The 25,753-nt window shown below is 41.4% G+C and carries 36 protein-coding genes; 11 read left to right on the top strand and 25 right to left on the bottom strand.

Translation table 11 applies throughout. The features are described from left to right. Nucleotides 1-109: 109 nt before the first annotated feature. The 4 genes from sspO to SB724_RS04570 all read left to right on the top strand — a co-directional run bounded on the left by sspO (nucleotide 110) and on the right by SB724_RS04570 (nucleotide 1,562). Nucleotides 110-256 carry a small acid-soluble spore protein SspO gene (sspO, locus tag SB724_RS04585; RefSeq protein ID WP_032875047.1) on the top strand — a complete coding sequence of 49 codons (147 nt, stop codon included), beginning with the start codon at nucleotides 110-112 and terminating at the stop codon, nucleotides 254-256. A 30-nt stretch (nucleotides 257-286) separates the two neighbouring features. Beyond that, nucleotides 287-433, top strand: a complete 147-nt coding sequence (locus SB724_RS04580; protein ID WP_003153984.1) for a small acid-soluble spore protein P — start codon at nucleotides 287-289, stop codon at nucleotides 431-433. A 95-nt stretch (nucleotides 434-528) separates the two neighbouring features. Beyond that, entirely contained in the window at nucleotides 529-900 is a 372-nt protein-coding gene (locus SB724_RS04575) for an Hsp20/alpha crystallin family protein (RefSeq protein WP_007410324.1), read from the top strand. 233 nt (nucleotides 901-1,133) lie between these two features. After that, complete coding sequence (locus SB724_RS04570) at nucleotides 1,134-1,562, top strand: DUF2621 domain-containing protein (protein WP_007410325.1); 429 nt, start codon at nucleotides 1,134-1,136, stop codon at nucleotides 1,560-1,562. 27 nt (nucleotides 1,563-1,589) lie between these two features. Here the strand turns inward: SB724_RS04570 and SB724_RS04565 are convergent, their stop codons facing one another. From SB724_RS04565 to SB724_RS04555, 3 genes are all read right to left on the bottom strand, one after another. Beyond that, complete coding sequence (locus SB724_RS04565; protein WP_007611735.1) at nucleotides 1,590-2,081, bottom strand: CcdC family protein; 492 nt, start codon at nucleotides 2,079-2,081, stop codon at nucleotides 1,590-1,592. 79 nt (nucleotides 2,082-2,160) lie between these two features. Further along, nucleotides 2,161-2,523, bottom strand: a complete 363-nt coding sequence (locus SB724_RS04560) for a response regulator (RefSeq protein WP_007410327.1) — start codon at nucleotides 2,521-2,523, stop codon at nucleotides 2,161-2,163. Between the two features lie 84 nt (nucleotides 2,524-2,607). Beyond that, complete coding sequence (locus SB724_RS04555; RefSeq protein ID WP_087920767.1) at nucleotides 2,608-3,315, bottom strand: cytochrome c biogenesis protein CcdA; 708 nt, start codon at nucleotides 3,313-3,315, stop codon at nucleotides 2,608-2,610. Nucleotides 3,316-3,516: 201 nt separating this feature from the next. On the opposite strand from SB724_RS04555, the gene SB724_RS04550 reads away from it, so the two are divergent. Continuing rightward, complete coding sequence (locus SB724_RS04550) at nucleotides 3,517-3,690, top strand: aspartyl-phosphate phosphatase Spo0E family protein (protein ID WP_012117647.1); 174 nt, start codon at nucleotides 3,517-3,519, stop codon at nucleotides 3,688-3,690. Nucleotides 3,691-3,763: 73 nt separating this feature from the next. Here SB724_RS04550 and SB724_RS04545 read toward each other — a convergent pair whose 3' ends face one another. The 6 genes from SB724_RS04545 to yneA all read right to left on the bottom strand — a co-directional run bounded on the left by SB724_RS04545 (nucleotide 3,764) and on the right by yneA (nucleotide 8,115). Next, nucleotides 3,764-3,982 carry a YneF family protein gene (locus tag SB724_RS04545; protein ID WP_003153994.1) on the bottom strand — a complete coding sequence of 73 codons (219 nt, stop codon included), beginning with the start codon at nucleotides 3,980-3,982 and terminating at the stop codon, nucleotides 3,764-3,766. A gap of 85 nt (nucleotides 3,983-4,067) precedes the next feature. Continuing rightward, entirely contained in the window at nucleotides 4,068-4,514 is a 447-nt protein-coding gene (gene sirA, locus SB724_RS04540; protein WP_003153995.1) for a sporulation inhibitor of replication protein SirA, read from the bottom strand. 151 nt (nucleotides 4,515-4,665) lie between these two features. Continuing rightward, the gene (gene tkt, locus SB724_RS04535) at nucleotides 4,666-6,669 is read right to left on the bottom strand and encodes a transketolase (protein WP_410570224.1); all 2,004 of its coding nucleotides are present in this window, start codon (nucleotides 6,667-6,669) and stop codon (nucleotides 4,666-4,668) included. 166 nt (nucleotides 6,670-6,835) lie between these two features. Next, on the bottom strand, nucleotides 6,836-7,069 hold the full coding sequence (locus tag SB724_RS04530; protein WP_003153997.1) for a DUF896 domain-containing protein: 234 nt from the start codon (nucleotides 7,067-7,069) through the stop codon (nucleotides 6,836-6,838). A 68-nt stretch (nucleotides 7,070-7,137) separates the two neighbouring features. Continuing rightward, nucleotides 7,138-7,788, bottom strand: a complete 651-nt coding sequence (locus tag SB724_RS04525; protein WP_007611724.1) for a YneB family resolvase-like protein — start codon at nucleotides 7,786-7,788, stop codon at nucleotides 7,138-7,140. A gap of 15 nt (nucleotides 7,789-7,803) precedes the next feature. Continuing rightward, a complete protein-coding gene (yneA, locus tag SB724_RS04520) occupies nucleotides 7,804-8,115 on the bottom strand; it encodes a cell division suppressor protein YneA (RefSeq protein WP_003154001.1) in 312 nt (103 codons plus the stop codon). A gap of 156 nt (nucleotides 8,116-8,271) precedes the next feature. On the opposite strand from yneA, the gene lexA reads away from it, so the two are divergent. Beyond that, on the top strand, nucleotides 8,272-8,892 hold the full coding sequence (gene lexA / locus SB724_RS04515) for a transcriptional repressor LexA (RefSeq protein ID WP_007611720.1): 621 nt from the start codon (nucleotides 8,272-8,274) through the stop codon (nucleotides 8,890-8,892). A gap of 338 nt (nucleotides 8,893-9,230) precedes the next feature. On the opposite strand, the gene SB724_RS04510 is transcribed toward lexA, so the two are convergent. Further along, nucleotides 9,231-9,659, bottom strand: coding sequence for a hypothetical protein (locus tag SB724_RS04510; RefSeq protein ID WP_032875041.1), 429 nt, complete (start codon nucleotides 9,657-9,659; stop codon nucleotides 9,231-9,233). 153 nt (nucleotides 9,660-9,812) lie between these two features. On the opposite strand from SB724_RS04510, the gene SB724_RS04505 reads away from it, so the two are divergent. Continuing rightward, entirely contained in the window at nucleotides 9,813-10,262 is a 450-nt protein-coding gene (locus SB724_RS04505; protein WP_003154009.1) for a YndM family protein, read from the top strand. Nucleotides 10,263-10,289: 27 nt separating this feature from the next. Here SB724_RS04505 and SB724_RS04500 read toward each other — a convergent pair whose 3' ends face one another. The 4 genes from SB724_RS04500 to SB724_RS04485 all read right to left on the bottom strand — a co-directional run bounded on the left by SB724_RS04500 (nucleotide 10,290) and on the right by SB724_RS04485 (nucleotide 13,027). Further along, nucleotides 10,290-11,120, bottom strand: coding sequence for a prohibitin family protein (locus SB724_RS04500; RefSeq protein ID WP_069007440.1), 831 nt, complete (start codon nucleotides 11,118-11,120; stop codon nucleotides 10,290-10,292). Beyond that, nucleotides 11,107-11,256 (bottom strand): hypothetical protein, encoded by a 150-nt coding sequence (locus SB724_RS04495; RefSeq protein WP_265971664.1) that lies wholly within the window; start codon nucleotides 11,254-11,256, stop codon nucleotides 11,107-11,109. Before SB724_RS04495 ends, SB724_RS04500 begins: the two co-directional genes overlap by 14 nt. Nucleotides 11,257-11,364: 108 nt before the next feature. Then, nucleotides 11,365-12,186, bottom strand: coding sequence for a poly-gamma-glutamate hydrolase family protein (locus SB724_RS04490; RefSeq protein ID WP_265971666.1), 822 nt, complete (start codon nucleotides 12,184-12,186; stop codon nucleotides 11,365-11,367). Nucleotides 12,187-12,592: 406 nt separating this feature from the next. Further along, complete coding sequence (locus SB724_RS04485; RefSeq protein WP_003154017.1) at nucleotides 12,593-13,027, bottom strand: dUTP diphosphatase; 435 nt, start codon at nucleotides 13,025-13,027, stop codon at nucleotides 12,593-12,595. A 379-nt stretch (nucleotides 13,028-13,406) separates the two neighbouring features. On the opposite strand from SB724_RS04485, the gene SB724_RS04480 reads away from it, so the two are divergent. From SB724_RS04480 to SB724_RS04470, 3 genes are all read left to right on the top strand, one after another. Beyond that, nucleotides 13,407-15,824: a peptidase G2 autoproteolytic cleavage domain-containing protein gene (locus SB724_RS04480; protein WP_410570221.1), complete on the top strand. Its 2,418-nt coding sequence runs from the start codon at nucleotides 13,407-13,409 to the stop codon at nucleotides 15,822-15,824. A gap of 162 nt (nucleotides 15,825-15,986) precedes the next feature. Then, the gene (locus tag SB724_RS04475) at nucleotides 15,987-16,166 is read left to right on the top strand and encodes a hypothetical protein (protein ID WP_265971669.1); all 180 of its coding nucleotides are present in this window, start codon (nucleotides 15,987-15,989) and stop codon (nucleotides 16,164-16,166) included. 285 nt (nucleotides 16,167-16,451) lie between these two features. Next, nucleotides 16,452-16,988, top strand: coding sequence for a stress protein (locus tag SB724_RS04470; RefSeq protein WP_410570219.1), 537 nt, complete (start codon nucleotides 16,452-16,454; stop codon nucleotides 16,986-16,988). Between the two features lie 347 nt (nucleotides 16,989-17,335). Here SB724_RS04470 and SB724_RS04465 read toward each other — a convergent pair whose 3' ends face one another. Continuing rightward, nucleotides 17,336-17,875, bottom strand: a complete 540-nt coding sequence (locus tag SB724_RS04465) for a GNAT family N-acetyltransferase (RefSeq protein ID WP_410570217.1) — start codon at nucleotides 17,873-17,875, stop codon at nucleotides 17,336-17,338. A 140-nt stretch (nucleotides 17,876-18,015) separates the two neighbouring features. On the opposite strand from SB724_RS04465, the gene SB724_RS04460 reads away from it, so the two are divergent. Continuing rightward, the gene (locus SB724_RS04460; RefSeq protein ID WP_003154022.1) at nucleotides 18,016-18,114 is read left to right on the top strand and encodes a YjcZ family sporulation protein; all 99 of its coding nucleotides are present in this window, start codon (nucleotides 18,016-18,018) and stop codon (nucleotides 18,112-18,114) included. Nucleotides 18,115-18,278: 164 nt separating this feature from the next. Here the strand turns inward: SB724_RS04460 and SB724_RS04455 are convergent, their stop codons facing one another. From SB724_RS04455 to SB724_RS04410, 10 genes are all read right to left on the bottom strand, one after another. Then, nucleotides 18,279-18,899, bottom strand: a complete 621-nt coding sequence (locus SB724_RS04455) for a lytic polysaccharide monooxygenase auxiliary activity family 9 protein (RefSeq protein ID WP_003154023.1) — start codon at nucleotides 18,897-18,899, stop codon at nucleotides 18,279-18,281. Nucleotides 18,900-19,106: 207 nt separating this feature from the next. Further along, the gene (locus SB724_RS04450; RefSeq protein ID WP_410570214.1) at nucleotides 19,107-20,180 is read right to left on the bottom strand and encodes an LLM class flavin-dependent oxidoreductase; all 1,074 of its coding nucleotides are present in this window, start codon (nucleotides 20,178-20,180) and stop codon (nucleotides 19,107-19,109) included. Between the two features lie 225 nt (nucleotides 20,181-20,405). Further along, nucleotides 20,406-21,026, bottom strand: a complete 621-nt coding sequence (locus tag SB724_RS04445) for a DUF3885 domain-containing protein (RefSeq protein WP_410570212.1) — start codon at nucleotides 21,024-21,026, stop codon at nucleotides 20,406-20,408. 559 nt (nucleotides 21,027-21,585) lie between these two features. Beyond that, on the bottom strand, nucleotides 21,586-22,065 hold the full coding sequence (locus tag SB724_RS04440) for a DUF4944 domain-containing protein (RefSeq protein ID WP_410570210.1): 480 nt from the start codon (nucleotides 22,063-22,065) through the stop codon (nucleotides 21,586-21,588). A gap of 128 nt (nucleotides 22,066-22,193) precedes the next feature. Then, nucleotides 22,194-22,529 (bottom strand): DUF3902 family protein, encoded by a 336-nt coding sequence (locus SB724_RS04435; RefSeq protein WP_410570208.1) that lies wholly within the window; start codon nucleotides 22,527-22,529, stop codon nucleotides 22,194-22,196. A gap of 557 nt (nucleotides 22,530-23,086) precedes the next feature. Further along, complete coding sequence (locus tag SB724_RS04430; RefSeq protein ID WP_105937684.1) at nucleotides 23,087-23,629, bottom strand: GNAT family N-acetyltransferase; 543 nt, start codon at nucleotides 23,627-23,629, stop codon at nucleotides 23,087-23,089. A gap of 218 nt (nucleotides 23,630-23,847) precedes the next feature. Next, a complete protein-coding gene (locus SB724_RS04425) occupies nucleotides 23,848-24,609 on the bottom strand; it encodes a GNAT family N-acetyltransferase (protein ID WP_410570205.1) in 762 nt (253 codons plus the stop codon). 36 nt (nucleotides 24,610-24,645) lie between these two features. Continuing rightward, nucleotides 24,646-25,062: a UPF0715 family protein gene (locus SB724_RS04420; RefSeq protein WP_061581383.1), complete on the bottom strand. Its 417-nt coding sequence runs from the start codon at nucleotides 25,060-25,062 to the stop codon at nucleotides 24,646-24,648. 183 nt (nucleotides 25,063-25,245) lie between these two features. Beyond that, nucleotides 25,246-25,389, bottom strand: a complete 144-nt coding sequence (locus tag SB724_RS04415) for a hypothetical protein (RefSeq protein WP_410570203.1) — start codon at nucleotides 25,387-25,389, stop codon at nucleotides 25,246-25,248. A 91-nt stretch (nucleotides 25,390-25,480) separates the two neighbouring features. Continuing rightward, nucleotides 25,481-25,684, bottom strand: a complete 204-nt coding sequence (locus tag SB724_RS04410) for a hypothetical protein (protein WP_061581341.1) — start codon at nucleotides 25,682-25,684, stop codon at nucleotides 25,481-25,483. Nucleotides 25,685-25,753 lie beyond the last annotated feature (69 nt).

The raw sequence follows: 25,753 nt of genomic DNA, 5'->3' as shown, positions 1-25,753 counted from the left end.
TTAAATACAATAAGATCGTCTTATCAGCATGATTTTCGGTAAATTTTGTCCGATTTTCCGCCTCATACAACGGGCTGTAAAGAGCCATATTAATGTTGAGGTGATGATCATGGTAAAACGGAAAGCCAATCATGTAATGAACGGCATGAATGATGCGAAAAGCCAAGGCAAAGGCGCGGGCTATATAGAAAATGACCAGCTCGTCCTGACGGAAGAAGAACGGCAGAACAATAAAAAAAGAAAAACAAACCAATAGCCGGAACACCTTAAAAAAGGAGGCTTTAACATGACAAATAAAAATACGAGTAAAGATATGCATAAAAATGCTCCGAAGGGCCATAACCCCGGCCAGCCGGAACCGCTGAGCGGAAGCAAAAAAGTAAAAAACCGCAACCATACAAGACAAAAACATAATACAAGCCACGATATGTAAAACAGACCCCGGTGTCTGTTTTTTTTGTGCCATTCACCCATTCAAAGCTTCTGCATACGTTATAGCAAGGCTTTTTAATATGGAGGGATGCTTCCATGAATCACTCAAAAAACGCTGAAGAATTTGATGATACGGAAGAATGGCTGCGGCAGTTTTACGAGGACCCGTATGCTTGGTATGACGAGACGCTGCCGATCGATCTATATGAAACAAGCCGTCAATATATCATTGAAGCCGACCTAACGGCGCTGAAGCAGGTGCAAGCGATAACCGTCACTCTTTCGGGAAATGAGTTTATGCTCTCTGTTAAAACGCTTGAACGGACGTTAAACAAACAAATGATGCTTCCTTTTTATCTGAATGACAAACATATTTTCACTGATTTCACCAACCATATTCTGACCGTCTCCATGAACAAGGAGCCAAATGAGACTCCTGCCTCTTTTTCCTTTCAATTTCCTCTATAACATAAAAAAGCCGCTTTCATCCCTCAATGGAAGCGGCTTTTTTGTCCGGTCATATCAGTCATATACCCTCAAAGTGAATCTCCCATGGCCAAATAGCAGAATCACTATACGATAGAATATGTTCTAGCAACCGGAATGACTGGACATCTATCATTTTTTCTATTCTTTTTTTCATGTGTTCTTCTATTCTGTCTTCGTTTACAATATGGTTAAAGTAAGGAGGAGATAGAACAATGCTGGAAGGCTGGTTTATGTGGTTTATTTTATTTTGGGTCATCGTGATGATCGGATTGCTGTCTATCGGCGGGTTTTTTATGTTTCGAAAATTTTTAAAACGCTTACCGAAAGAAGACGGCCGGTCAGAACTGGATTGGCAGGACTATTATATTGAAAAAAGCAGGCACTTATGGAATGAGGGTGACAAGGCGTTTTTGGATGAATTGGTCGCCCCCGTGCCGGAGCTCTTTCGGGATGTAGCCAAAGCGAAAATTGCCGGAAAAATCGGTGAACTTTCCTTAGCGGAGGAAGCTGAACAAATAAACCGTGATTTAATCATCAGGGGTTACATACTGGCCACTCCTAAGCGTGATCATCAATTTTTAAAAAAGCATCTCCGTGAAAAACAGATTGATCTTACTCCTTATCAAGCCCTGCTCAAATAAAAAACCTTTCCGGCGGACGGAAAGGTTTTAATTCATCTGAATATCAGCGGTCTTCAGTTCATTCGAAAGTTTGCGGTAAGACAAAAACATCGCGATGCGCCACGGGACAATCATTCCGAAAGCAAGAATCCAAAACATTCCGCTTAAAGCTCCGTAATCAATCGTCGTGCTCAAAATGGATTTCATAGCGATTCTGATAACCAGCAAACCAATCAGGATAAACACAAACGCTTTTGACCGTTTTAAGTAGATTTCATTATTTTTAATCTCAAATTTAGATGTTTTAATCAGAAAAATAGAGAAGATCACGCCCAGCGTAATGGCCTCCAAAAATTCTTCGCCCGTAACTCTGAAAATCGGAAAAAGGAACATAAGCGCTCCCGTACTCATGAAAATCGGCGGGAGAATTATTTTTTTAGGTGAAGCGGGCTTGTCGGAGGATTTAATCCTGACGATCATCACGGAAATTGCCATGGCCGCTGCAATAACGGATGAAATTATAATCATCATCTTTATCATTCCTTTGCTTGCACGGAGTTTGATACTATATACTATACTCCAAAAACATAAAAAAAACCAATTTGAAAAGAGAACACGTTTACGTTCCCGTTACCCGGCCTACGGCCTCCAGCACTTTAGATGCTTCAAACGGTTTAACGATAAAGTCTTTAGCGCCTAATTCAATCGCTTCCAGAACAATCCGCTGCTGCCGCATGGCGGTGCACATGATGATCCGGGCTTTCGGGTCAAAAGCTAAAATATCCTGCAGCGCCTGTATACCGTTTTTGACCGGCATGGTAATATCCATAGTCACCAGGTCGGGACGGATTTTTTGATATACTGCCAGAGCTTCCTCACCGTCAGCCGCTTCCCCGGCCACTGTGTAATTCGCCGATTCCAGAATCTCTCTGATTTTCACCCTCATGAACTTGGCGTCATCTACAACTAAAACTCGTGTCATATTCCCCTCCACATATTTAACATTAACTAGTCTTATTGTACCAAAAACAAAAGGGTATATAATAGTTCAAAAGTTATTAATCCGTTACAGACCCGTAAATCCTCCGAAAAGATTTGACAGAACGATCAGAATGTAGCTCATCCAGTTAAAAAACAGCATAACTCCGATCAGAATCATAAGAATGCCGCCGATTTTCATGATAAGCAGCTGATGCTTGCGAATCCAATTCATTCTGGTAATAAAAAATGAAAGAACAAGAAAAGGAATCGCAAATCCGAGAACATATAAAAACATATACGGCACTGCTGAAGAAGGATTTGTATTGGCCAGCGAAAACACGGCTCCTAAAATGGGCCCGCTGCACGGCGACCAGCCGGCTGCAAACGCAAGACCGATCAGAACCGAACCGATAAACCCCTCCGGACGGCGCTTAAAGTGAATGCGCCGCTCTTTCATCATGAATTTCGGCTGAAACACACCGGCAGTAACCAGCCCGAAAAGAATCAGCATGATAGCGCCAAACTGGCGGATCGCTTCATGATATTGGGTAAAAAAACTGCCGATAAACGAAGTTCCATATCCCAATGCGATAAAAATCACGGAGAAACCTAGCAAAAAACAAAGTGTATGCACGAGGCCGCGCTTTTGCAGCATCACCTTTTCTGTTTTCACCTCGTCCATACTGACACCAGTTATGTAAGACAAAAAAGCGGGATACAACGGCAGACAGCATGGGGAAATGAAAGACAGAAATCCGGCCCCAAACGTCAGAAAGTAATTAAAACTCACGATGACACACTCCCTTCGAGTTATGACAAAATCATTTCATTTTTTTAACACTTTCCCGAGAAGGATTACTTTTTATAGAAAAAGCTTATATAATTTAATTTGACATCGAGATATTATACTCCTTCTTATTTGAAAAACAGTATAAATGTGGATATAATAATAGCGACTCAGGTGAAAGATTTATGTATGAAAGGATATATCCCTGTGATTAGAGAGCATCTATTAAATGAAATTGAAAAAAAACGGGCAGAGCTGCTTAAAATCGTCATGACAAACGGAATGACATCAAACATTACGATAGAACTCAGCCAGGAGCTTGACCACCTTCTCATACAATACCAAAAAGAACTGCACACCGGCAGTTGGGGTGAAACATGACGCCAAAATAAAAAACCCTCTCCGGGTTTTTTATTTTTATAACCATGTATCTCTATATCATAATCTGTACGTATTATTTCGCTTGATTATTCATGGCTTTCATCATTTGATTAATTTTCTTTTGAGAAGGTTTCATTCCCATTTGCATCATCATCATGCGTAACATTTGTTCATTAATAGGCGGATTCTTTTTCAAATAGCTCATCATATATTTACGAGCAATAAAAAACCCGAGTGCAACACCTATGAGCAATGCGACAACGCCCACTAGGATGCCAACCCATAAAGTCATTTTATTTCCTCCTTCATGTTGTCTAGTTTAAAGTGTACTAAACCAAAGGCTATTATACAACATTTACATCTCTTTTTCCTCGTTTTTAGACAAAATTTCTTTCTCTGACCGGATTTAACCACCCGTAGCGCCGTGTCTTGAAATCCATTGCAAGAAAACAGGGGCTGATTTTACGCAGAATCTCAAAGAAAATCGTTTCCGCCTCATAATCTCCCGAAGCTGCAATCTCAATTAAACTGTCTTTCATCATGAAGGTGGCGCGGCCCTTTTCTCCGGGCAGTGTAAGCCGGTAAATGGAATCTAAACGGCTGTAACTCATTCGGTTTAAATGCAGCTGGAGACGCTGATGCATATGTATCACCGGAATCGGTTCCGTTATATATTGAACTTGCTTTTCTGTCATTTGATATTCCTGGGGTGTCAGGTCTGTCCAATGATAGTCTCGAAACAACTCAAACATAGCCGTTTCCCGCCCGAAGTAGTGGTTCGCAAACTCATCCTTTATCAGGTGCGTATAGTAATGACGTTCCATTTCCTCATCCCCTTTTACAGCGCTTCGTTATTGCTTTCTATTATACAAAAGGAGAAAAGAAAGAATTGTCTATTACTGTTACGCCGCCCCTTCTATTTTTGTCGCATAAACAGGAAAAAGAGGATGATTTGACTCATCCTCTTTTGTCTCGTTATTTGTTTAAAAGTTTTTTCACACGGTCAACCACGTTTTCTGCAGTAAACCCGTATTCTTTCATAATTGTTTCTCCCGGAGCTGAAGCACCGAAACGGTCAATTGCGAGAACGTCTCCTTCAAGACCGGTAAATTTACCCCATCCGAAGCTTGAACCCATTTCGATCGCAAGACGTTTCGTCACATTCGGAGGAAGCACGCTGTTTTTGTACTCGGCCGATTGTTTTTCAAAGCGGTCCCAGCTCGGCATGCTGACTACAGATACGTGAATGTTTTCTTCAGCCAGTTTCGCTTGAGCTTCGATCGCAAGTCCGACTTCAGAACCTGTCGCTAAAAGAAGAGCGGCCGGTGATTCCGTTTGGGCTTTGGAAACGATATAAGCCCCTTTTTCCACGCCCGCATACGCTTCTTCAGCCTGCTGATCAATCGTCGGCAGGTTTTGGCGTGTCAATACAAGAGCTGTCGGATGATCTTGGCTTTGAACGGCAACCTTCCATGCAGCTGCGGTTTCATTTCCGTCAGCAGGTCTGATCACAGAAAGGTTAGGAAGTGCGCGTAAAGAAGCAAGCTGCTCAATCGGTTCGTGAGTCGGCCCGTCCTCTCCTACGGCAATACTGTCATGTGTGAATACATAAGTGACGGGAAGACCCATCAATGACGCCAGACGAATGGCAGGTCTTAAATAATCAGAGAACACAAAGAATGTGCCGCCGAATACGCGAAGGCCGCCGTGAAGCGCCATTCCGTTTAATGCAGCGCCCATCGCAAATTCACGGACACCGAACCAGAAGTTTTTCCCGGCGTAGTCTTTGGCCGTGAAGTCTCCTCCATTTTTGATTGTCGTTTTATTTGAACCCGCAAGGTCAGCAGATCCCCCGACAAAGAAAGGAATTTTCTTAGCGATCCCGTTCAGCACCTCACCTGAAGATGTGCGGGAAGCAAGGCTGCTGCCTTTTTCATAAACGGGAACTTCCTGATCCCAGTCTTTAGGAAGCTCGCCTTTCATGCCGAGTGACAGCTGTTCAGCAAGCTCAGGATATTTTTCTTTATAAGCCGCGAACAGTTCATTCCATTCCTGTTCTTTTTTCGAGCCGGCTTCTTTTACCGCTTTATTGAAATGCCCGTATACTTCTTCCGGAACATAAAAATCTTCTTCAAACGTCCAAGCATACGCTTCTTTTGTCAGCTTGCTCTCTTCTAGTCCTAACGGAGCGCCGTGAACGCCGGATGTGCCCGCACGGTTTGGAGAACCGAAACCGATCGTGGTTTTCACTTCAATCAAAGTCGGTTTTTTATCATTCTGGCGCGCTTTTTCAATTGCAGCCGTCAATTCAGCGATGTTGTTTCCGTCCTCAACATAAAGAACTTCCCAGTTCATTGCTTCAAAACGCTGCTTTACATTTTCAGAGAAAGAACGGTCTAAATCGCCGTCTAAAGAAATGTCATTAGAATCGTATAATACGATCAGGCGGCCTAATTCAAGATGGCCTGCAAGAGAAGCGGCTTCGGAAGAAATGCCTTCCATTAAATCGCCGTCTCCGCAAATACTGTATGTATAATGATCAACTACGTTGAAAGAATCACGGTTATATGTCTCAGCCAGATGGCGTTCTGCAATTGCCATTCCCACTGCCATTGCAATACCCTGTCCAAGCGGCCCGGTCGTTGCGTCTACTCCGGCTGTGTGCCCGAACTCCGGATGTCCCGGTGTTTTGCTTCCCCATTGACGGAACTGTTTCAAGTCTTCAATGCTGAGGTCATATCCGCTTAAATGCAGCATGCTGTATAAAAGCATTGAACCGTGGCCTGCTGATAAAACAAAGCGGTCGCGGTTAAACCAGCCCGGATTCTGCGGATTTACATTCATAAATTTCGTCCACAGCGTGTATGCCATCGGAGCAGCTCCCATCGGCATGCCCGGATGTCCGGAATTTGCTTTTTCAATTGCGTCTATAGATAGTGTACGAATGGTGGCAACTGATTTCTTTTCAATTGTATCCATTATAATCCCCTTCCATATTGTTGTACCTTTTCATCATAAAGCGATGCTGACTTTTTCTCAACTCTTTCAGCTTAAATTTGAGATAAACTTGTTGAAAATTGTCGTAAAGCACATCCTGATATTAGTATATACGAAAAAAGAATACGTATTGCCGTATTCTTTCTGTTTAATGAAGATTATTTTTCTGTTGTTCTCTTTTTAATTTTTCAGGGGTGACATCGTTGCCTTCCGGATCAATCACTTTTACGCTCTTTAACGTATTTTTCATTGAGGAGCGGAATCCTTTCAAATACTCCTGGCGAAGCTTTTGCTGTTCAGCTTTTTCCTCATCCGTTATCGTGTTTGATTTAGCTTTTTGAGCCAATTCGTTAATTCTTGCGATTTTTTCTTTAGAAATCATAATAAGCTCCTTTGGTGCGTGTTGATTATATACTACTAAAACGCAGTCTTTTTTACAACTGATGCGCGTCAGCTGCCTTCTGTGTCTGCGATATATTCCTGAAACCGCCGGTGAACCGTGGCTTTGGACACATCGTAGCCGAAGCCCCTTAAGGTCGCTGCGATTTCTGCAAAGGTAAGCTTGTTGGCTCTCAGCCTGATAATTTCCGAAACCGGAACCTCTTTTTTTTCTTTTCCGCTGTTTTCATGCCTGTTTTTCAGATTCCGTTCAGGTTTGTAGCCGTTTTTCACGGCTCTTTTCATTCCCCGCCGGATTTTCATATTGTGAATTTTCCTTTGATATTCCTCAACAATACTGACGATTTCGAGTACCATCGAATCAGCTTCAGAAAGCTCCAGTTCACCTTTATGAGCCGTCGTATATATTTTCACATTCTCCCTGTAAATACAATGCAAAAGCGCAATCTTGGCGTTTCCTCTTCCCAATCTCGTTTCGTCCTGCACCAATATCGCGTCAATATGTGATTTTTTAATTTCATCAAGCATTTCAAATACTCCGTCGCGGTCCATTTCGTAACCGCTGGCTTTCTCAGAAATGACTTTCACGACTTCCATGCCGTTTGCAGCAGCGATCTCACTGAGCTCCTCTTCCTGTCTTTTTAATGATGTTTGCTGCTGTTCTTTGTTTGTGCTTACGCGGGCATAAATGAGCGCCTTCATTTCTCTCTTTCCTCTCTAATTGACAATGGCCAGCTGATATACGGCCGGATGCTTTTTCTTAACCGGAAGAATAAGCTCGTCTCCGGGCTTTATATCAGCAGTTTGGAGATGATTATTCTCCGTCACCCACTCAATGAAATCTTCTTTATTAATGTGTTTCTTTTCTGCTACATGATCCGCAAGTGACCAGAGTGTATCGCCGTCCTGAACCTTTATTTTAACATATTGGCTGAGGGACTGATCATTTCCCGCACATGAGACAAGTAAAATAGCGGCACTTAAAATTGCAGTAAACAGCCCGACAAATATAATAGATTCTTTCGCCATGTAAACAACCTCCGATAAGAATGTTTGTTCGCTTTTTATACCTTTCAGTATATACGAACAAATGTTTCTGTCAATCGTTTTTTTCGAACCTATGTTTGTACTGTCAGGAAAATCATGCTATAATCTACTTAAAATCGACGTTTTGAGGTGCGAAATATGACGAAGCTATCAAAAAGGCAGCTTGATATCCTGCGTTTTATTAAAGAAGAGGTAAAAACGAAAGGATATCCGCCTTCTGTAAGAGAGATAGGAGAAGCAGTAGGACTGGCTTCCAGTTCAACCGTGCACGGCCATTTGGCGCGGCTGGAGACAAAAGGCCTGATCAGACGGGACCCTACTAAACCGAGGGCGATTGAGGTATTGGATGAAGAAGAAGTCCAAATTCCGAAAAGCCAGGTCGTAAACGTTCCGGTCATCGGGAAAGTGACGGCGGGTATTCCGATTACGGCTGTTGAAAATATCGACGAGTATTTTCCGCTTCCTGACCGGATGGTTCCTCCGGGCGAACATGTCTTTATGTTAGAAATCATGGGAGAAAGTATGATCGACGCCGGCATTTTTGACAAAGATTACGTCATTGTCAAACAGCAGAACACGGCCAATAACGGAGAAATCGTCGTAGCTATGACCGAAGATGATGAAGCGACGGTCAAGCGCTTCTATAAAGAAGACAATTATGTGCGGCTGCAGCCGGAAAATCCGACGATGGAGCCGATTATCCTGCAAAACGTAAGCATTTTGGGAAAAGTTATCGGCGTATTCAGAGCCGTACATTAATTCTATTAAACTTCATTTATCGTAAAAAACCCCTCTGTAAGGGGTTTTTTTGCATAAAAAAAGCAGATTCGCCCTGGCTTAAGAAACGAATCTGCTAAGGAGGAAAAACTTACATTCTTATTATCCGACATCACACTTTTGGAGTCAACTAATAATGTTTCCCTCAAGAAACTTTTCATCCATTTTTCAACTTTGTATATTTGTGCGTGATGAAATTGCTTTTGTTTATCTTTTCTTTGGGCGGGTGCATTAAAATTTACATATGAATATTTAGTACATAGTACGATAAGTTATATCTGGATATAAAAAAACCCGCTGCCTTTAGCGAGTATCTATTTTCAATCAAAATGATAATATTCTACACCGTATAACCCTTTAATATAGACGGGGCCACAGACGTTTGAAGAACTTTCAACCAGAATCCTGTATTTGTGATACGGATCAATTGATTTTTTATCCTGGGCACTGAGGTTTAACCAGCTGCCGCTGTAGGTTTTAGAACTTAATGTATAAAAATTTCCGTTCAGCGCCATCCGTTGGAGTTTCATGCTTAAACCGCACGAAGAGTTGTTCATTATGGTGAACTTATATCCTAAAAAGTAATCGTCGGCAGCTACAGCCCCCGGATTTTCAATATGAAACTCTTTTGCATTTCCCTCCAAAGTGAAGCTTGTTTTTGATCCGAATTCAGTGGTAGCCGCTTTAGCTGAGTGTATTCCGCTAAAACATAATAAAAAAACAGCAATACATATCCAGTATTTTTTCATTTGCATCCCCCTTTTTACATATTTTAACTTGTGAATCCTGTGATGTCTATTCACATTTTATTAAAACGTATCCTTTATAACCACTATATACCAGTTTAAAAATTTGCGGATTGCTTACAATGAAGACTAAACGAAATAACGAAGGTGGTTCAAATGAAACACGTAATTGCTTTCGCTTCTAAAACGGCGCTCACACTTGCTTTACTGTACATTGTTCTGGATCTTATGTACCAAGTAACCTTTTTAAACGTTCTGTTTATTACAGTGATCTTAAGTTTAATCACTTATTTTGCGGGTGATTGCATGATTCTGCCGAGAACAAGCAATTTCACAGCCGTTGCAGCTGATTTCGGAATTTCATTCATTATATTATGGATATTCCTTATGAACATTGGCGGATTTAATGTCTCGCCTGCCGCGGCATCGGTTATCTCTGCACTTTGCATTTCTGTTTTTGAGGCATTTTTTCACCGGTATTTGCAGCAATATGTACTTCCCGAAGATTATCAGGACACAACAGAGACGGATAGCACGCTATGGAGCTATCAAACCGAGGCGTCTGAAGAATTAGTGCCGGAAAAAGACCCACAGGAAAAAACATAAAAAGGAGGCAATCGCCTCCTTCTCTTTTTATTTTTGCTTCTGATCGTCCAGCGGCAGCTGCAGCAGTGAGTCTGTGCCTGTCGCTTTCGGCGTTTTTCCGTCCCATTTTTCAATCCATTTATATTTGATCATTTCATCTGACATTGATTTCTTTATGATTTGGTTGTAATCAGCGATCCCTTCCGCTTCAATTTTTTTCTTTTTCGCTTCGGCTTCGGCTATTTTAATTTCAGTTTGTGTCCGTTCAAGTTCCTGTGAAGACTTCACCCTTGCATCGATAGCTTCCTGTGTGGCTTTATCCGGCTTCGGTACGCCAAGCGTCAGATCATCAATTAAAAATCCAAGACTCTTCATATCATCAGCAAATCGCTTTTGAACATCGGCAGCGGCTTCTGCAGATTTTTGCCCGTATGTGTCAATAACCGAGTATTTGCTGATTGATTTTCGCGCCGCATCCCACAGCCTTGTTTTTAAATATGTATTTTCAATCGTTTCAACGTCTACCGCGCCGAATTTGTTAAACAGATCGACTACTTTATCAGGCTGCACGACATAGTTGTAAGCGATATCCATTTCTATATTTTTACCGTCTGAGGTTGCCACTTTTATATTTTCATTATTCACTGTCTGCATACGCACCGGATATTCCGTTACTTTATTAAATAATCCGACTAAGTGCCAGCCTTGGTCCAATGTGTCGGATTTTACCCCGCCATTCGGTGAGTATACAACCCCGACATAACCGTTCGGTATTTTTTCAATGAATAGTGACGCTGTAACGCCCGCAATTAAAAGGGCTGCACCTATAATCACACCGCCGATAATTTTTTTTGTGTTTCCGCGCTTATTTTCGCTCATGCTGATCTTCTTCCTCCCATGACTTTTTGAATTTTTTGGCTCCGCTTCCCACTTGTTTAAAGATTGGACTAAGCATCAGCCATAAACCGAATCCGATGATGACAAGAAGAACGATAGACCCGATCATCACTTTCATTTGCCCACCTCTTTTCTTTCATCCTGTCAATTATGTATACGATCTTAAGAACTTAAAGTTTCATAAATTTCAAAAGAAAAAGCCCCGCCGGCAAAATAGGCGTGCTTATTAATAATTGTCACTGATAAAATCAGAAATCGTTTTTGTAAATTGATAAAAGGTCCCATTTTGTGTGGATGCTCTGCTTTTCAGCGTAAAAGTGTCAAATAGTGATTTTCTGAAGCCGGTGCTCATTTCGATTTGAATACTCAATCCGGATGAAGATTGATTGGCAAGGTTGTTCGGACTGACGCCTGCATATTTATCATTTATGCCAAGAAGAACGGCAGGATACCCGTGTCGTTTCAGCACATCGGTCAAAAGTTCGGCCCGTTCTCTGTCTGTACCGCCGATTTTTATCTTTTTATCGTCACTGCCGTAACCGTGCAATGAAATGACATTAGAGTGCTCTTTCACCATTTGCATGGCCTTCGGTTCATCGAAATGCGAACTTGTCAAATGCAGAGCCGCATTACCGGCTGGTTTTAACCCTTCAAATAAATATAAACTCCGGTTTTCGGCAATTTCTCTAGATAACTCACTGGTCCCCGGCTCTATGCCTCCGCCGTGTATAGCTAATATGAGGACAGAAGGGTCATGCTCTCGCGTTGAAATGGAAAAATCAGAAGGATCTTCATTCAGCTTTAATTCCTCGAAACCGCCGTAAATATCTGAAGCGGCATTAGCCTGAAAGAACGGCAGGAGCAAAAACGGTAAAATTAAAACTGAAATTCCTTTTTTGGTTATTGATGGCATTTGTGTGTTTATGTTACAATACAAATGCTTCAGCCTTTGAAGCGAACGGCAGAACAGGGTGACTTTGGACGGTTTCTTCTGCTCTGCCTCTTTGCCAGCTGCTTTACGCTCTACTCTTCTAACCCTTTTTGCCATAACATCATCCTTTCTTTTGTTTACACTTTTGTCACAATATTATATACGTTGGACAAAACCTCCGTTCATCTTGGAGAATAAAAACATCAAAACAACCTCTATCCTTTAACTTAAAAAAGTCTTTCTGTCAAAGAGACGGAAAGCTTAAATGATAAAAATGAAACCCTTCTCCTTAGTTTTGGAGGAGAGTGAAGACTGCTGGGAAATCATTTTATCAATATGCTGAGCTGTGCTGGCGTCCGGCTCAAATATTTGCTCCCGGCATAAACGGTTACGGAGTGGCCGAATTTCGAAGTCAATTTTGAACATGACGTATGATTTCCCAATTCAAGAATCACCGAAACAAATTGAATGTAACTGCTGTTTCCATAAAAAAAAGACTGCTGTTAAGCAGTCTTTTTTCGTTTTATTTCGTGCCTGTTGATCCCAGTCCGCCGCGGTCATTGTTCCCGAGCTTGTCTACTTCGATCAGCTCCACTTCAGGCATTTTCTTCATGATTCTGAATTGGCAGATCCGCTCCCCCTTGGAAATGTCGGTATCCCGAAGCGCGAATGCAGGAAAAAACCAGAAGTCATTGTCGCCTTTATAAGATTCATCAATGACTCCCATTGAATTTGTCTGAATGATACCGAAATGCTTATATGTACTTGAACGCGGAACGACATGGGCCTCATATCCTTCCGGCAGTTCCATCGCAACTCCAAGCGGGATAAGTTTGAATTCACCTTTTTTGATTGTTATATCTTCAGCTGCCCGCAGATCAATCCAATCGCCCTGTTCAATTTTACTGATTCTCGTTTGCGTATCATCTGAATATTTAATTTTGATTTGTAAAGTCATTTTCGCTGCTCCTTTTGGTTCCCTATTTCAGTCGTATTGATGACCAATCCGTGCCCCATTATACCATTTAACTGATAAGAATGTTGATTTTGGTGTATATGCAGCCGAAGGAGAAGCACTGCGAAGTCAATGAGAATAAACCTAAAATGAGGACCCCTCCTATCAGTTTTTTCCTCCATTTTCACATGACAGCTTTAATTACAATAATGCAAAGCTTTATATCCGTTGTTTCAACAGAGCTTTTTTTAAATTTCACCTTGGTTTCAAAAGGAATTTCGTTCTGAATAAAGAATTTGAAGAATAAGCGCTTAAAGGGCACGCGACTCTTTTCTGTCCCCTGCCTCAGGCGCTTATATCAAAAGAAAGAGGTGTCTTTAGAATGGTTCAATTTAAAAACTTTCCTGATCCGTCTTTAAACGCCCCATTGCAGTCTCGCCCTGCACAGCCCTCTGAATTGGAGCATCTCAAAGCAAGGATGCAGAATTTTATTAAGCATTCCGCAACGGATGATAATCTTGAGATCGCAGATGCCCGGGTGACGGCGGAAGGAATGGTCACCTCACTTTTAAAAGAACGGCTTGATACAGAATACGAAATGCTTAAGAATAAAATCACCCGGGAAGTGAATGTGGAGGACTACGGAGCGATCCCTGACGGCCGGGACAATACGGAAGCCTTTCGGAGAGCGATCGGGAACGGCCGGGTCAAAGTAAATGTTCCCGCAGGAGAATTTTTGGTTCAAGGGATAAAACTCCCCTCATGGACCACCATTTCCGGTGAGGGACAAGGGATTACCGTGCTAAAGCTTCATGAGGACACTCCCGCATACGAATGGGTCATTACTAACGATGATTACGAAAATGGAAACCGTAATATTTTTGTCCAGAACATGACTTTAGACTGGAATCCTGATCGTCAATGCGGGGTCAGGAACCCCGGAGGACAGTTTTCCAGCTGTTTAACGTTTGCTAATGTGCAATACGGCTGGATTAAGAATGTTGAAACGGTTAACGCGGGTCTCCATGGTATTGATATTACATCTCCGACTTACGATCATTTGCCTGAAACAGAATGGACGAAAGACGGCTGCCGATATATATGGATTGATAACTGTGTGGCATACGGTGCCGGAGACGACGGCATTACCACCCATTACAGCGAGTATATTTTCATTTCCAACTGCCATTCCGGAAACCCCCGCGGCACAGAGCATGCTGAGGGCAGCGCAAACTCGAACGGCATTGAAATTGACGACGGCTCTAAACATGTATGGCTTTTAAATAACTATACGAGCGGAAATATCCGTGGGATTGAGGTAAAGGCGCACAGCCTGTGGCCGGCTTCTCAAAATGTTCATATTATCGGTCATGTTTCGTATCGTGATGTACGTTCATTTGATATTCGTCATATCGGCCATCATCAGGCCTCAGACCCCGAAAGCAAGACGGCTTATGATGTTACTTTAACCGATTGCACCGCGATTGAACCGGTATTCAATGCTCTCTATGACGGTGTGACCCCGAGGGCGCTGGTCATCTCTGCCTATAAAAACGTTAATGTAAACGGATTCACAGCTATTGGTGATCCCTCATACGACTATGGCGGGAATCCAGTCGTGGCTCTTCAATACCGCAGTCAAAATATTACGATTAACGGCATTAAAATACGCGGCTTTACACAAGCCGGTGTTGACATCAATATATCCGGCGGATCAAATAAAACCGATTATGTTAAAATTTTAAATTTTGATATATACAAGTCTTCTCCTAAAGGCATCTCCATCGGCGGAGGCCAATATAACGTAAATATTATGAACGGTACGATGATCGGAGACGGCGGTTCCGTCGGAATTACGTCCCCTAACAGTCAGGCCGTCATTCTCGGGGTGCAAGCGGAAGGTTACAGCGCGGCTGCATCTATAAAAGGACAGACTTATGAGCAGATCCCCGTCAATTTAAAGGGAGGCGCACAGCTCGCGACCAGCTCCGGTTTTGCATTCAACCCGACAAGCGCTGTTATTGCGGGAACAGGCGATATTACGGCCAGAGGTGACAGAAATGCGATCATCAGCTCTTCCGGAGGTTCAAGTTCTGAAGGTTCAAGGGCATTTATCGCCGCTTCAAACAATGTCCATATTACGGGCAGCAAAGTCTCCAGAACGATTCTGTCATCAGAAAGCATTACATTGGAAGAACCATACACGGTTGCCGGAGGGCATCAGTCCATCAAATGGAAACTGGATTCAGCGGGCGGCCACGGTACGTTCGCCGGAGCTGTCACCTCTTCCCTGTCAGGGTACGGAGAATATTTTGAAAGTGTAACCGGCCAGACAATTCCCGCCGGGACGATCGTCACAGTGAAAGGCGAAAAAATTCAACCGGCTCACGTCGGTGATTACATGCTCGGCGTCATTTCAGAAACAGCCGCTTTTATCTCAGGAGCCGCAAGCTTCGGATGGCAAAGCCGCTTTTTGACAAATGAGTTCGGCGGTTTCATATACGAAAATGTGACTGACGAAGAAACAGGAGAAACGGTACGCGTGCCGAAACAAAATCCGGACTGCAGTCCGGCTCTTGAAGCTGACTATGAAGCACGCGCGGCCAGAGACGAATGGCACATTGTCGGACTCAACGGCCGGCATTACGTACGGGTCGACAGTACGGTCAGCCCGGGAGATTATATCACAGCCCATAACGGAATCGGGACTAAAGCCGCGGAAGGCTGGAAGGTATTGAAACTGACAGCCTTATACAGTTCTGAAAAAGGGTACGGCATTGCAATTGCGGTTATCAAATAGGGTCTCAATATCAGGATCATCTTCTCTCTTTTCTATCGGGCGGGTATGATCCTGTTTTTTATACCGAATGAGTTGCCTCTTTTTCAGCATACCGTTTCATTTGTCCAAGCCATCCATGCTTTCTGTCATAGAATACTACCGTCAGATGAAAAAAGGAGGAATATGAGTATGGATATGGGTATGGAAATGGATATGGACATGGACATGGATATGAACGGACATTATGATCACCACCCAAAGCAGCCTAAACAAAAAAAGAAGAAACAAGATAAAAAGCATCTTGATTATGATTACATCGTTGTTTATAAAAGAAAATGCAAAAAATGTAAAAAATGCTGCTAACTTGACATATCAACACTTTTTACACCCGGTAAACTCCGGGTGTTTTTCTTATTATGGCGTTTCTCCGGGCTATTTTCACCCAAAATCCGGTCATCCTATCACAATACATAAAAAGACTCTATTATTTTCTTCCCTTTTCGCCTAATTAAAAGTATTTCATTTACAGAAAACAACACAAATAGAATGACATGACTTTTGAGAAAATCTACTCTTTGCTTGGTCAATTTTTCTGCGATACCATGAATTTGCAACAATTTTTAAAAATTTCCTCAGGAGGTCATAGCCATGAAAATCGCCAGAACGGTAGTCGGATCATGCTTAGCTTTATCTCTAACAATTCCTTTCACAGCCAGTGCCTCAGCAGCCAGTCAGTCTGAACATGCAAACGCGCCTCACGTTTCACCCGTTGCAAATCCGTTAGAAAGTAAATTATCCCAAACAGCAGACCAAAAAGTAAAAGCAGCAGGTGTTGATGCCGGGCTGAACGTAAACGTAGATGTTCTCGGAATCTCAGATCGCATTGCTGAAGCGGTTAAGTCAGATCAAAACCGAACCGGCTGGGTAAAAAATGTTATGGAAACAACATTTTACGCATCAGGACAGAAGTACAACGTCATGGTGTTCAATTTAAATCAAGAATATGAAGACCACTTTAACGGCGTTCAGTTTTACGGATCAGCCGTTTATGACGGTATTACTTACGGAATCTGGGTCTTCGAAGACGGGTCCTTCGATAACAAAGGAGACGGGGGCTGGATCAATTGGGCTTTCAGAGGGTGGTTCGATCGTGATAATCAGCATATTGAATTTCACAGACCTTAATACGGAGAAAACTTGCGGGAGCGCCCGCAAGTTTTTTTTAACTGGACTGCACATTTTTCACCGTTATAACGACTATACTTGAAGTGCGGGCTCCGAACGCAGCCCCGGTAAAGTCTTTCAAAGTGAGGGTATGCCATGTCAAAGTCTTTAAAAATAATGTTGTGGAGCATATTGGTGTTCATCATCTTGTTAGTGATTATCGGAATCGTTTCTTACAATCAAACTCCGTCTGCAGAAAGCGCAGCAAAAAAATGCTTTATGGCTTCTAATCAATTTTAAAGTTCTGCAATAAGTCTTCACCGGCTTTTTAAACCACAGAACACCTGACAAAACGACGAATTTTTAATTTATTCGTTAACGATCTCATTCAGTATAGAATATACACGTGTATCATGGGGCAGTCCGTTTTGATACATATATCTTCTCAAAATTCCTTCAGATTGAAACCCCGCCTTTATCAGTAATTGATGAGACGCTGCATTCTCAATGAAAACAACAGCGCCTATACGATGCAGCCCAAGCTTTTCAAACCCAAAAGAAAGAACATTCTCCAACGCTTCAAAAGCATAGCCATTCCTCCAATAATTCGGATGAATCTCATAACCGACCTCCGCCCGCTTATGCTTGGGCACCCAAGAGTTAAAACCAATAGTTCCGATTATTCCCTTCGCATCTTTCCTCTCGATTCCCCATCGCATTCCCTTTTTATCATGATATTGATCTTTAAACCAGCCAATCATTTTTTCAGCCTGTTCCATTGAATCAAAAGGTTCCAAACCATAATAGCGTGTTACATTTGCATTTGAAAAACAAGCAAATATTTGCTTTGCATCTTCCTTTTCAACTTCTCTAAGAATAAGTCTGTCCGTTTCTATTACAGGAAGCATTTACGGTCCCCCTTTAAAAGAAATGTGAGAAGAAAATATATGCAGACTAAAAACCTTTTTTCAAAAAGTAAACTAGCATCCCTATCAAACTTTACATTTCGGCATAATATGTATTAATCCTCTTTAGGAGGTGAGATTATATGGGATTCTCAGGTGGTTATGGTAGCTCCTTTGCGTTAATCGTGGTGCTATTCATTTTATTAATCATCGTTGGGGCTTCTTTCCTCGGCGGTTATTAAGAATCCTCTTACCTCCGCATCCATGTCAGCAGCACCTCCATGATCGTACGGCGCCATAAATGAAATGTTTATGGCGCTCTGCTGTTTTTCCCCTTTTCATGCACTCATTAAAACTAAAAAGATCGGCCGATGTATCAACATGCAGCCGATCAGTAATTCATAGATTATTGTGTAAGGTTTACATCGATGACGTTATAGAAGGCATTGGAAGTATCCGCAACGTCCCATACCCCTAAAATGACATGATACCCGCTTCGATCAGTCGGCACAAAAATCTTATGAGTCAGATTCGTATCTGCCTTGGAACCGTCGTGGTTTACCGTTCCGATTAATTCGAATTCATCTCTTGACAAAGGTTTATTCGGGTTCCAGTTTTTCTTGGTGATATAATAGTGCCACTTTGATGTCGCATGAGGGGCCGTGTAGTACCAAGTAAAGGTGTTAAAACCGCCGCGGATGTTTTGTTTTACCCAATAATCTGCAGTCTGCTTGTCTAAACCGAAGTCAATTTGTCCCGATCCTCCATTTGCAGACGCAATTCTTCCATCCGGCGGACCTGCAGCCGGAAATCCTTTCGGCCCTTCTACAGACTGAGGATTATCAATGACGGAGCCATATTTCTGCGCAGCGGCCGTCCAGCCCAATGTTTGTTTCTCTAATGCTCCCATGTACGCTCTGCTGACGGGCTCTTTTATATACCCGTGCGCAGATGCATCACTTGAATAGAATGCGCCTCCAATACCAAGAGTAACAGTTAAAACTGCAGCTTTGACTAAACCCTTCATTACTGCATCATCCTCCCTCTTTTGTTAATAAAAACCTTTCAGTGTATACACTTCACGATGGAGGATGAAATGACCTTCCTTTTCTTGATAGGAAAAAGCAATGAGGTTCGCGCTTTCCCCTTTGTTTTTTATAATCATAAAGAAAAAGCCGGGCCGATTCTGTTGTCGAATCCGCGATTGACCGGCCCGCCCCTTTTGCTCAGAACTTCATTCGCTGGATTTGCCGGTTTCTTTTCGGATAACCGGTGCTACTTCCGCTGCTAATCGTTCGATGTTTTCCGCGGCTTTTTTAAACGGCATACCTCCTATATCGATTTGCGCGAGAAATCGCTGATGTCCGAATAACTCGTATTGATGCATGATTTTTTCAATGATCTGCTGTGAGCTTCCCACAAATAAAGCTGTTTCTTTTCCGGACGCCCGCTCAAAATCTTCCTTCGTTAAAGGCTCATCGATCCCGTGATATGAATGAACGTGAGACCAGTAATTTGAATGATACGGATAAAATTCTTGTATTGCCTGTTCATTCGTTTTTGAAATGAACATATGTCCGGTTACGGCAACCTTCACATTTTCCGGAGGATGACCGGCTTTAGAAGCCGCTTCCCGGTATTTGTCAACAAGCGGCTTAGATGACATCGGATCACCGCTCAGTACAGCTAATGCCAAACCCGCGCCTGCACGCCCGGCCCGTTCTGCGCTTTCCGAAGTCCCCGAAACACCTAACCATAGCGGAATGCTTCCGCGAAAAGGCCGAGGAGAAATTTCTGCCTCGCGCAGCGGCGGCCGGTAACGTCCTTTCCAGGTAACCGATTCTTCCCCGGAATTTAATTTTAAAAAGAGGTCAATGTGTTCTTCAAACAGTTCTTTATAATGGCCTACGTCATAACCGAAAAGAGGAAACGAGTCTAAAAACGCGCCCCGTCCCGCAATAATTTCCGCCCGGCCGTCTGAAATCAGATCAAGCGTTGCAAAATCCTCAAATAAACGGACGGGATCTGCGGTGGATAATACAGTCGTGGCACTGGTCAGCTTAATATTTTCAGTGATCTGTGAAATCGCTGATAAGATGGCCGGCGGCGAAGATACCGCATAATCAAGACGATGATGCTCGCCTACACCGAATACATCAAGCCCTGCGTCGTCAGCCAGTTTCGCCAGCTTCATCAATTCATCTATCCGCTGCTTTGCGCTGACTGTTTTCCCTGTCAGAGGATCGGGATATAATTCTGCAAATGAATAAATTCCAATTTCCATACAATCACGGTGTTCAGCCCTCACATTTCTCTCCTCCTGCACTGTGTAAAAAAGCTTTTATGTTATTCTATTCAGCCATTTTACAAATAGGAATTCGTTCAAAATAAATACAGAAGCTTAACATGCAGAAGGTCGGTATGAGAGGAAAAAAAGTTTCTGGCGCCCTTCAATTCTGCCCATTACACTCATGCAGCCCGACTAAGCAAGAAAAAAGCCGGCACAAGCGGATTCGAATTCATGTGTGCATTTTCAGTCCAATTCAATCCAATCATGATATTGATCATAAAGCTTTCGTATTCTTCCGGCATCAAGAGCAATGACTTCACCCCCTCTGTCATCATACAGAAAGAAAATAATATCTTTTGTCATATTCACAAAAAAAACATCAGGATACCCAACGGAACAGCCCCCGAACCTTGGCTTCAGCGGAAAATCTTCGTGGACGGCTGCCTTAAGTAATTGGGGGATACGCAGATGTTTCCGTTTACATAATAAAGAAAACTGCTGCATTTCATATTCTTCTTCGACCGGGCATGGACAGGTCTTCACTTGAATCCGATATAAATCATCCTTACACTTCAGAAACGGCTGATAAACCTTTAATTTTCTCGCGTGATTACCTTGAGATTTGTGCTTATACACGTTGGCAACAAGGAACATGTCATCGCTATGTTCAAACAGCTCATTGAAAAGTGCGGCAGTTTGATGATGAACAAGCTGAAAATACTCAAGATTCAAAGCACCGCTTTCATTAAATTGATACATATTGCCGCCGAGAGAAAAATGAATTCCCACGTCCCATTGATGATAAATGCCGGGCACTAATTTTAAAGTCGGGAACCTTTCCTTCAGATAATCATTTATTTTCATTCAAACATCTCACTTTCCTTTTCCCGCTCCAGAAGCAGAAGAAGCCGAAAACATTCCGCTTATTTCTTTTTCACCCTTGTAATATTATTCCGATTGGAATACAATGAAATGGAACACTGTGAACCCCATTGATCAGGGTGGATGCTGGTCACATTCATCCTGATCCTTTCTTTTACACAAGATCGCCCCAACTTTGAACCCCCCCGTTTCCAACCTTATTCATTGATATTACATATATTTCAATGGTATTATTTTTTTATACATAAGCATCAAGAGGTGTCAGCTTTGAACAAGATCAGAAGATTAAGAGAATATTTCCGCTCTCACCGAAAAATAAGTCTGGTTGCAGACTTGCTTACGGCTGTATTGCTTATCTCATTATCCATTCTTTTTTACGGACGCCAGCCGGGAGCTTTTTATGGTTTCTTTATGTATATTTTAGTAAGTAATTTTATCGGCTCCAATGCCTCTTTTATCGACTTCAGCACATCGAGGAAAAACAGACAAAAATAAAGGCTTTGCGTCAAAAAGAGGATTATACCGCCCTCTTTTTATTCTTTCAGTCATACCAATGCGTTCTTTTCAGGTTGAATTTTTCTGAATAGGACTCATGATCGGTTTTCCATTCTGCTTCAACAGTGATTTCATGACCGATCACTTCATTTTCCGGCATATATTCAAACGTTTGAATATGGTCTTCTCCCGTTCCGCCGCCTTCTAATTTCTCTCCGGTGTATTCTGAAAGATGATAGTCTTTATCTTCACCATATTTCCGGCCGTCAACAAATAATGTTAATCTCTTAATCACCGTGTTCTTTTCATTCACTTTATTACCTCTGTAATACAAATTCAAGAAATAGTTAGGGCCGATAGAGGTCTTGCCTGATTTTTCGATTGACGCTTCCCACGTCTTGCTTTGGCTATAGCCGATATATTTAACTTTTTCTCCTGAAATTAAAGAAAACAGTGCAAATCCGGCTGCTATTATGAGAACAGTGATAATAACCAGCAATGTTTTAATGACTTTACGTTTTTTCATGACATCCCGCCTTTATCATTTAGAACGTATGAATATTAGAATTGTTACATTTAATTTGAAAGAATAATAAAAAGGGATTCTAATCCAAGGAATAAAAAAATACTAAGAAGATCATATTCCCCTTAGCTTCACATCCCAGATTGCCATGCAATAATGATAAAAGTCGTCCAAAAAGTTGTGACTAAAATAAGCATAACGGTTACAATCATTAAAATGAGACAACTTATTGTTAGAATTGAGTCTTTGTTTTTGTTAAGAATCAGAGTAACCATTGATCCTGCAGCAAATAGATACGACAAAACCGCACCGACCCAATACCACAGCATAGAGTCATTGCTCCAGTAAGCCATTGACTGCATATAAATACTGAATATAAATCCTGACAATGCTAATAGAAACGAAACTAAATTTGATTTCAAGTTAGCGTTCCTTTCTTCATAAGCTTTATTTTCAGGAACGGTCATACATCTGATAACACCTTTTATGCGATATGCTTCGCCGCTTTGTCTGCATATTTTAATTCCTATTTCGTTTTTAAATATGTTTACTAAAACAGAAATGATATAAAGTTTACCTGAAACGCCGATTTAAAATTAAGATGTTTTATAAGCGTTAATTGCTTGATTTCTCAAAAGCGCTAAAAACTTCGGACTTTCGTGATATTGTAAGAGTTATTTAGGATTTTCATCGCATTCACCCTCTCTCGAATTTTACAACGTTATAAATGATTTTCACTGCTTTGCCAAAGCTGAATCTCATTTGATCGTTCTAAACTAAGCATTTTTTCAATTCCACAATCCACTGGTAATATCGGTAATTTTATTGAAGAATTCAACTCAAATGCAAAAAACCCGCCCCCGGCCAGGTTTTTTCCGTGTTTAAGCAACTTTATATGGTTTTGAACGAAACATAAGAAGTGTGAAAACAGCCTCCTGGACAAAAAGTTGCTGTCTCGTTATTCAGCTAAAGATTTTTTCATACTCTTAGGAGAAAACGAAAGATTATCTCCCCACAAATTCTATTAACTATGTTTTTGTTTTAACCATTCTTTCTTTAGCAATGCGTATTGGTAAGTGTTTTCATATTTAGGTGTTCCATCCTCGTGTGCAGTAAATGAAATAAATTCAAGAAAATAACCTTCTTTACGCATTCCTAATCTTTCACATAGTTTTTGTGACCTGTAGTTATCATCTTCAACATATGCATAAAGCCTTCTTGCTTCTTTTTGCATAAAGAGATACTCAAAGAAAGCCTTCGCACTTTCACTTGCGTATCCCTTCCCTTCAAAACGGGCATTGAAATTCCAACAAACGGAATAGGTATCTGGCTCTTCTTTTAAATAGAATAGTTCTCCGACTAGATCATTACTGTCTTTTAAACAAACTGCAATATAAGAGTCATCTCGGCTTCTTTTTTGAACGTTTACGGCAGCTTCTTCTAACGTAGACATTCTGTCATCAAGAAAGCAATTCACTCTCGGATGTGCCGAATATTCCAACAGACCTTGCGAATCTCTCTCGGTGAAATTTCTTAAAATTAAGCGATGGGTTTCAATTTTTTGCATTTGCAGTCTCCTGTTTCATTGTTATCGATCATTGAAAAGATCTTCTTCGTTTGTTGAAGAACTTATCTCAATCTATTTTTACTATAATGATAGACGTTATCATCTTTGTCAAAAACAGTAATCATTCATTTGCCGCCCGCGATGTAAAGTACTGAACAATTTTCGTGAAAAACCCTCAGTATCGAATATAGAAACGAGCAATAGTAATTAAAACAAAGTTAAGCCATTAAAAGCTTATTGAGTATTTTTTCAAACTTATTCACTTTCATCATCTCATGAGTGAGAAATGTCCCGTTATAAAACACGCTGAAAGTCGTCCAAACTGCCGGGGTTTTTTGCGCCATATCTTTTGACGTTATTCGCCGGGCCTGAAAATGAAGTCCTTTCTTTTCAATCAGTTCCTTAAAATCCTTTAACAATCCGACTGCAAACGGGCATTGAGCTGTATAAAATATTGTGATTCCCTCATCATTAACGGAATTACTTTTCACCTGTTTTTTAAATACAGGAGGATGTGCATGTTCATTCCACGTCAGTGACACCAACTGAAAATAGGGTTCTGCTTCATCTTGCACAGCAAATCCCATATGTTCAAAGAAATGCTTATCACTTAAATAAGGGAGTTTTTTCTTCCCCACTATATGAACTATCCCATCCATACCGCGGGATTTTGCATCTGACACACATTTTTCTAACAAGTGTTTCGCATGCCCGTTATTCTTATATTTACCTGAGACCCAAAGACAATTAATAAACATAAAATGAGGTGCGCTTACCGGAACCCACGCTTCTTCTGCAGGTAAATATTCAATAAAAACTTTTGCCCGTTCATTTAGGCGATAGAACACCAAGCCATCAATCATTCGATCTTTGAGCCAGCTCTTCTTTTCATTTACCGCATCCTCATATTGTTTCGTACCTAATGCACAGCAAATATGATTGTCATCAATATTGTCCCTAGTCAACTCAATGTATTCCATTTTTCCCTCACCCGCTTTCTTTTGGAAACATCAGCTTTACTTGCAGTGAACATTGTAATTTCTCAGAAATATAGAGTCCCAGAACCAATATATGAACGCAGCAACAAAGCTCATTATGTAATAAATGAAACTTCTGAAAACTGTGAAATCAATTGACGGATTGCCTATGTGCCAGAACAAGAACACGGCTAAAAAAGCGACTGCTGTATAAATGAAAAGATGAACCAAACTAAACTTTTTAGGCTTCTTTCTTAGCCATAGTTGCACAGGAACAGCAAACAAAAAGTAAGTAATAAATGCATAAAAAGCAATGATAACCACAGTAACCAATGCAAATGGCACAAAACCCGAGTATACAAACATATATAGCCCGAAGATCAAACCATACGACAAACTTGAAAAAGCCAATGTGTAAGTATAGCTTTGACTTTTGCTCCAAGTCGCCGCTCCCATATATTTCACCTGCTTTTTATAAAAATACATTTCTCATTTTTTTCCTATTGTTTAAAATCAGTATATATCCATCACTTTAAAAGATCTATGTTTTTTTGGCAGATCATCAATTCACTATCTTAATATCCAGAAATTTTAATTACCATTAAAAAAGGTCAAGGAAATACCTTGACTGTGTACGGCTCACCAATCTACATCCGGCTCATCGTGTTCGAATCCGTAAAAGCCTTTAATCCACACATCTCCGCAGCCGGCTCCTTTTGTGATCAATAAGTAATGATTTCTGTTTGCATCACCATTCACCTTATCAGCCGCTCTCAAGTTCAAATGATTACCCCTGAAATTCTTTTCACTAAGGGTAAAATCATATCCTGCCAGTGTAATTCTCTGCAGTGCAAGTCAAATATCGACAGAATGATTACGACCACAAATTCAAAGCAAGAAACGACAGCCCCCATGCAGATAGGCCGAACATTACAAAGAACCTAAGCAAAGCTTCGAATTTTGTAAGTCTTCGCTCCCTTTTCGTTTTACCCAATTTCCAATAAACGGCGTAGCAGGAAAACACCAAAATGAGTTGTCCAAATCGCGACACAGATTCTAAGAATTCTATACCATTCATTGATTTTCACCTCGTTTATTTAAACAGAGAGTCTTTCTTACAGCGTTTATCCAAAGCACTAATTTCTTC

Source organism: Bacillus sp. SIMBA_031, assembly GCF_046535225.1.
Classification (GTDB): Bacteria; Bacillota; Bacilli; order Bacillales; family Bacillaceae; genus Bacillus; species Bacillus velezensis.
This window is presented reverse-complemented; position numbering and strand designations above follow the sequence as displayed.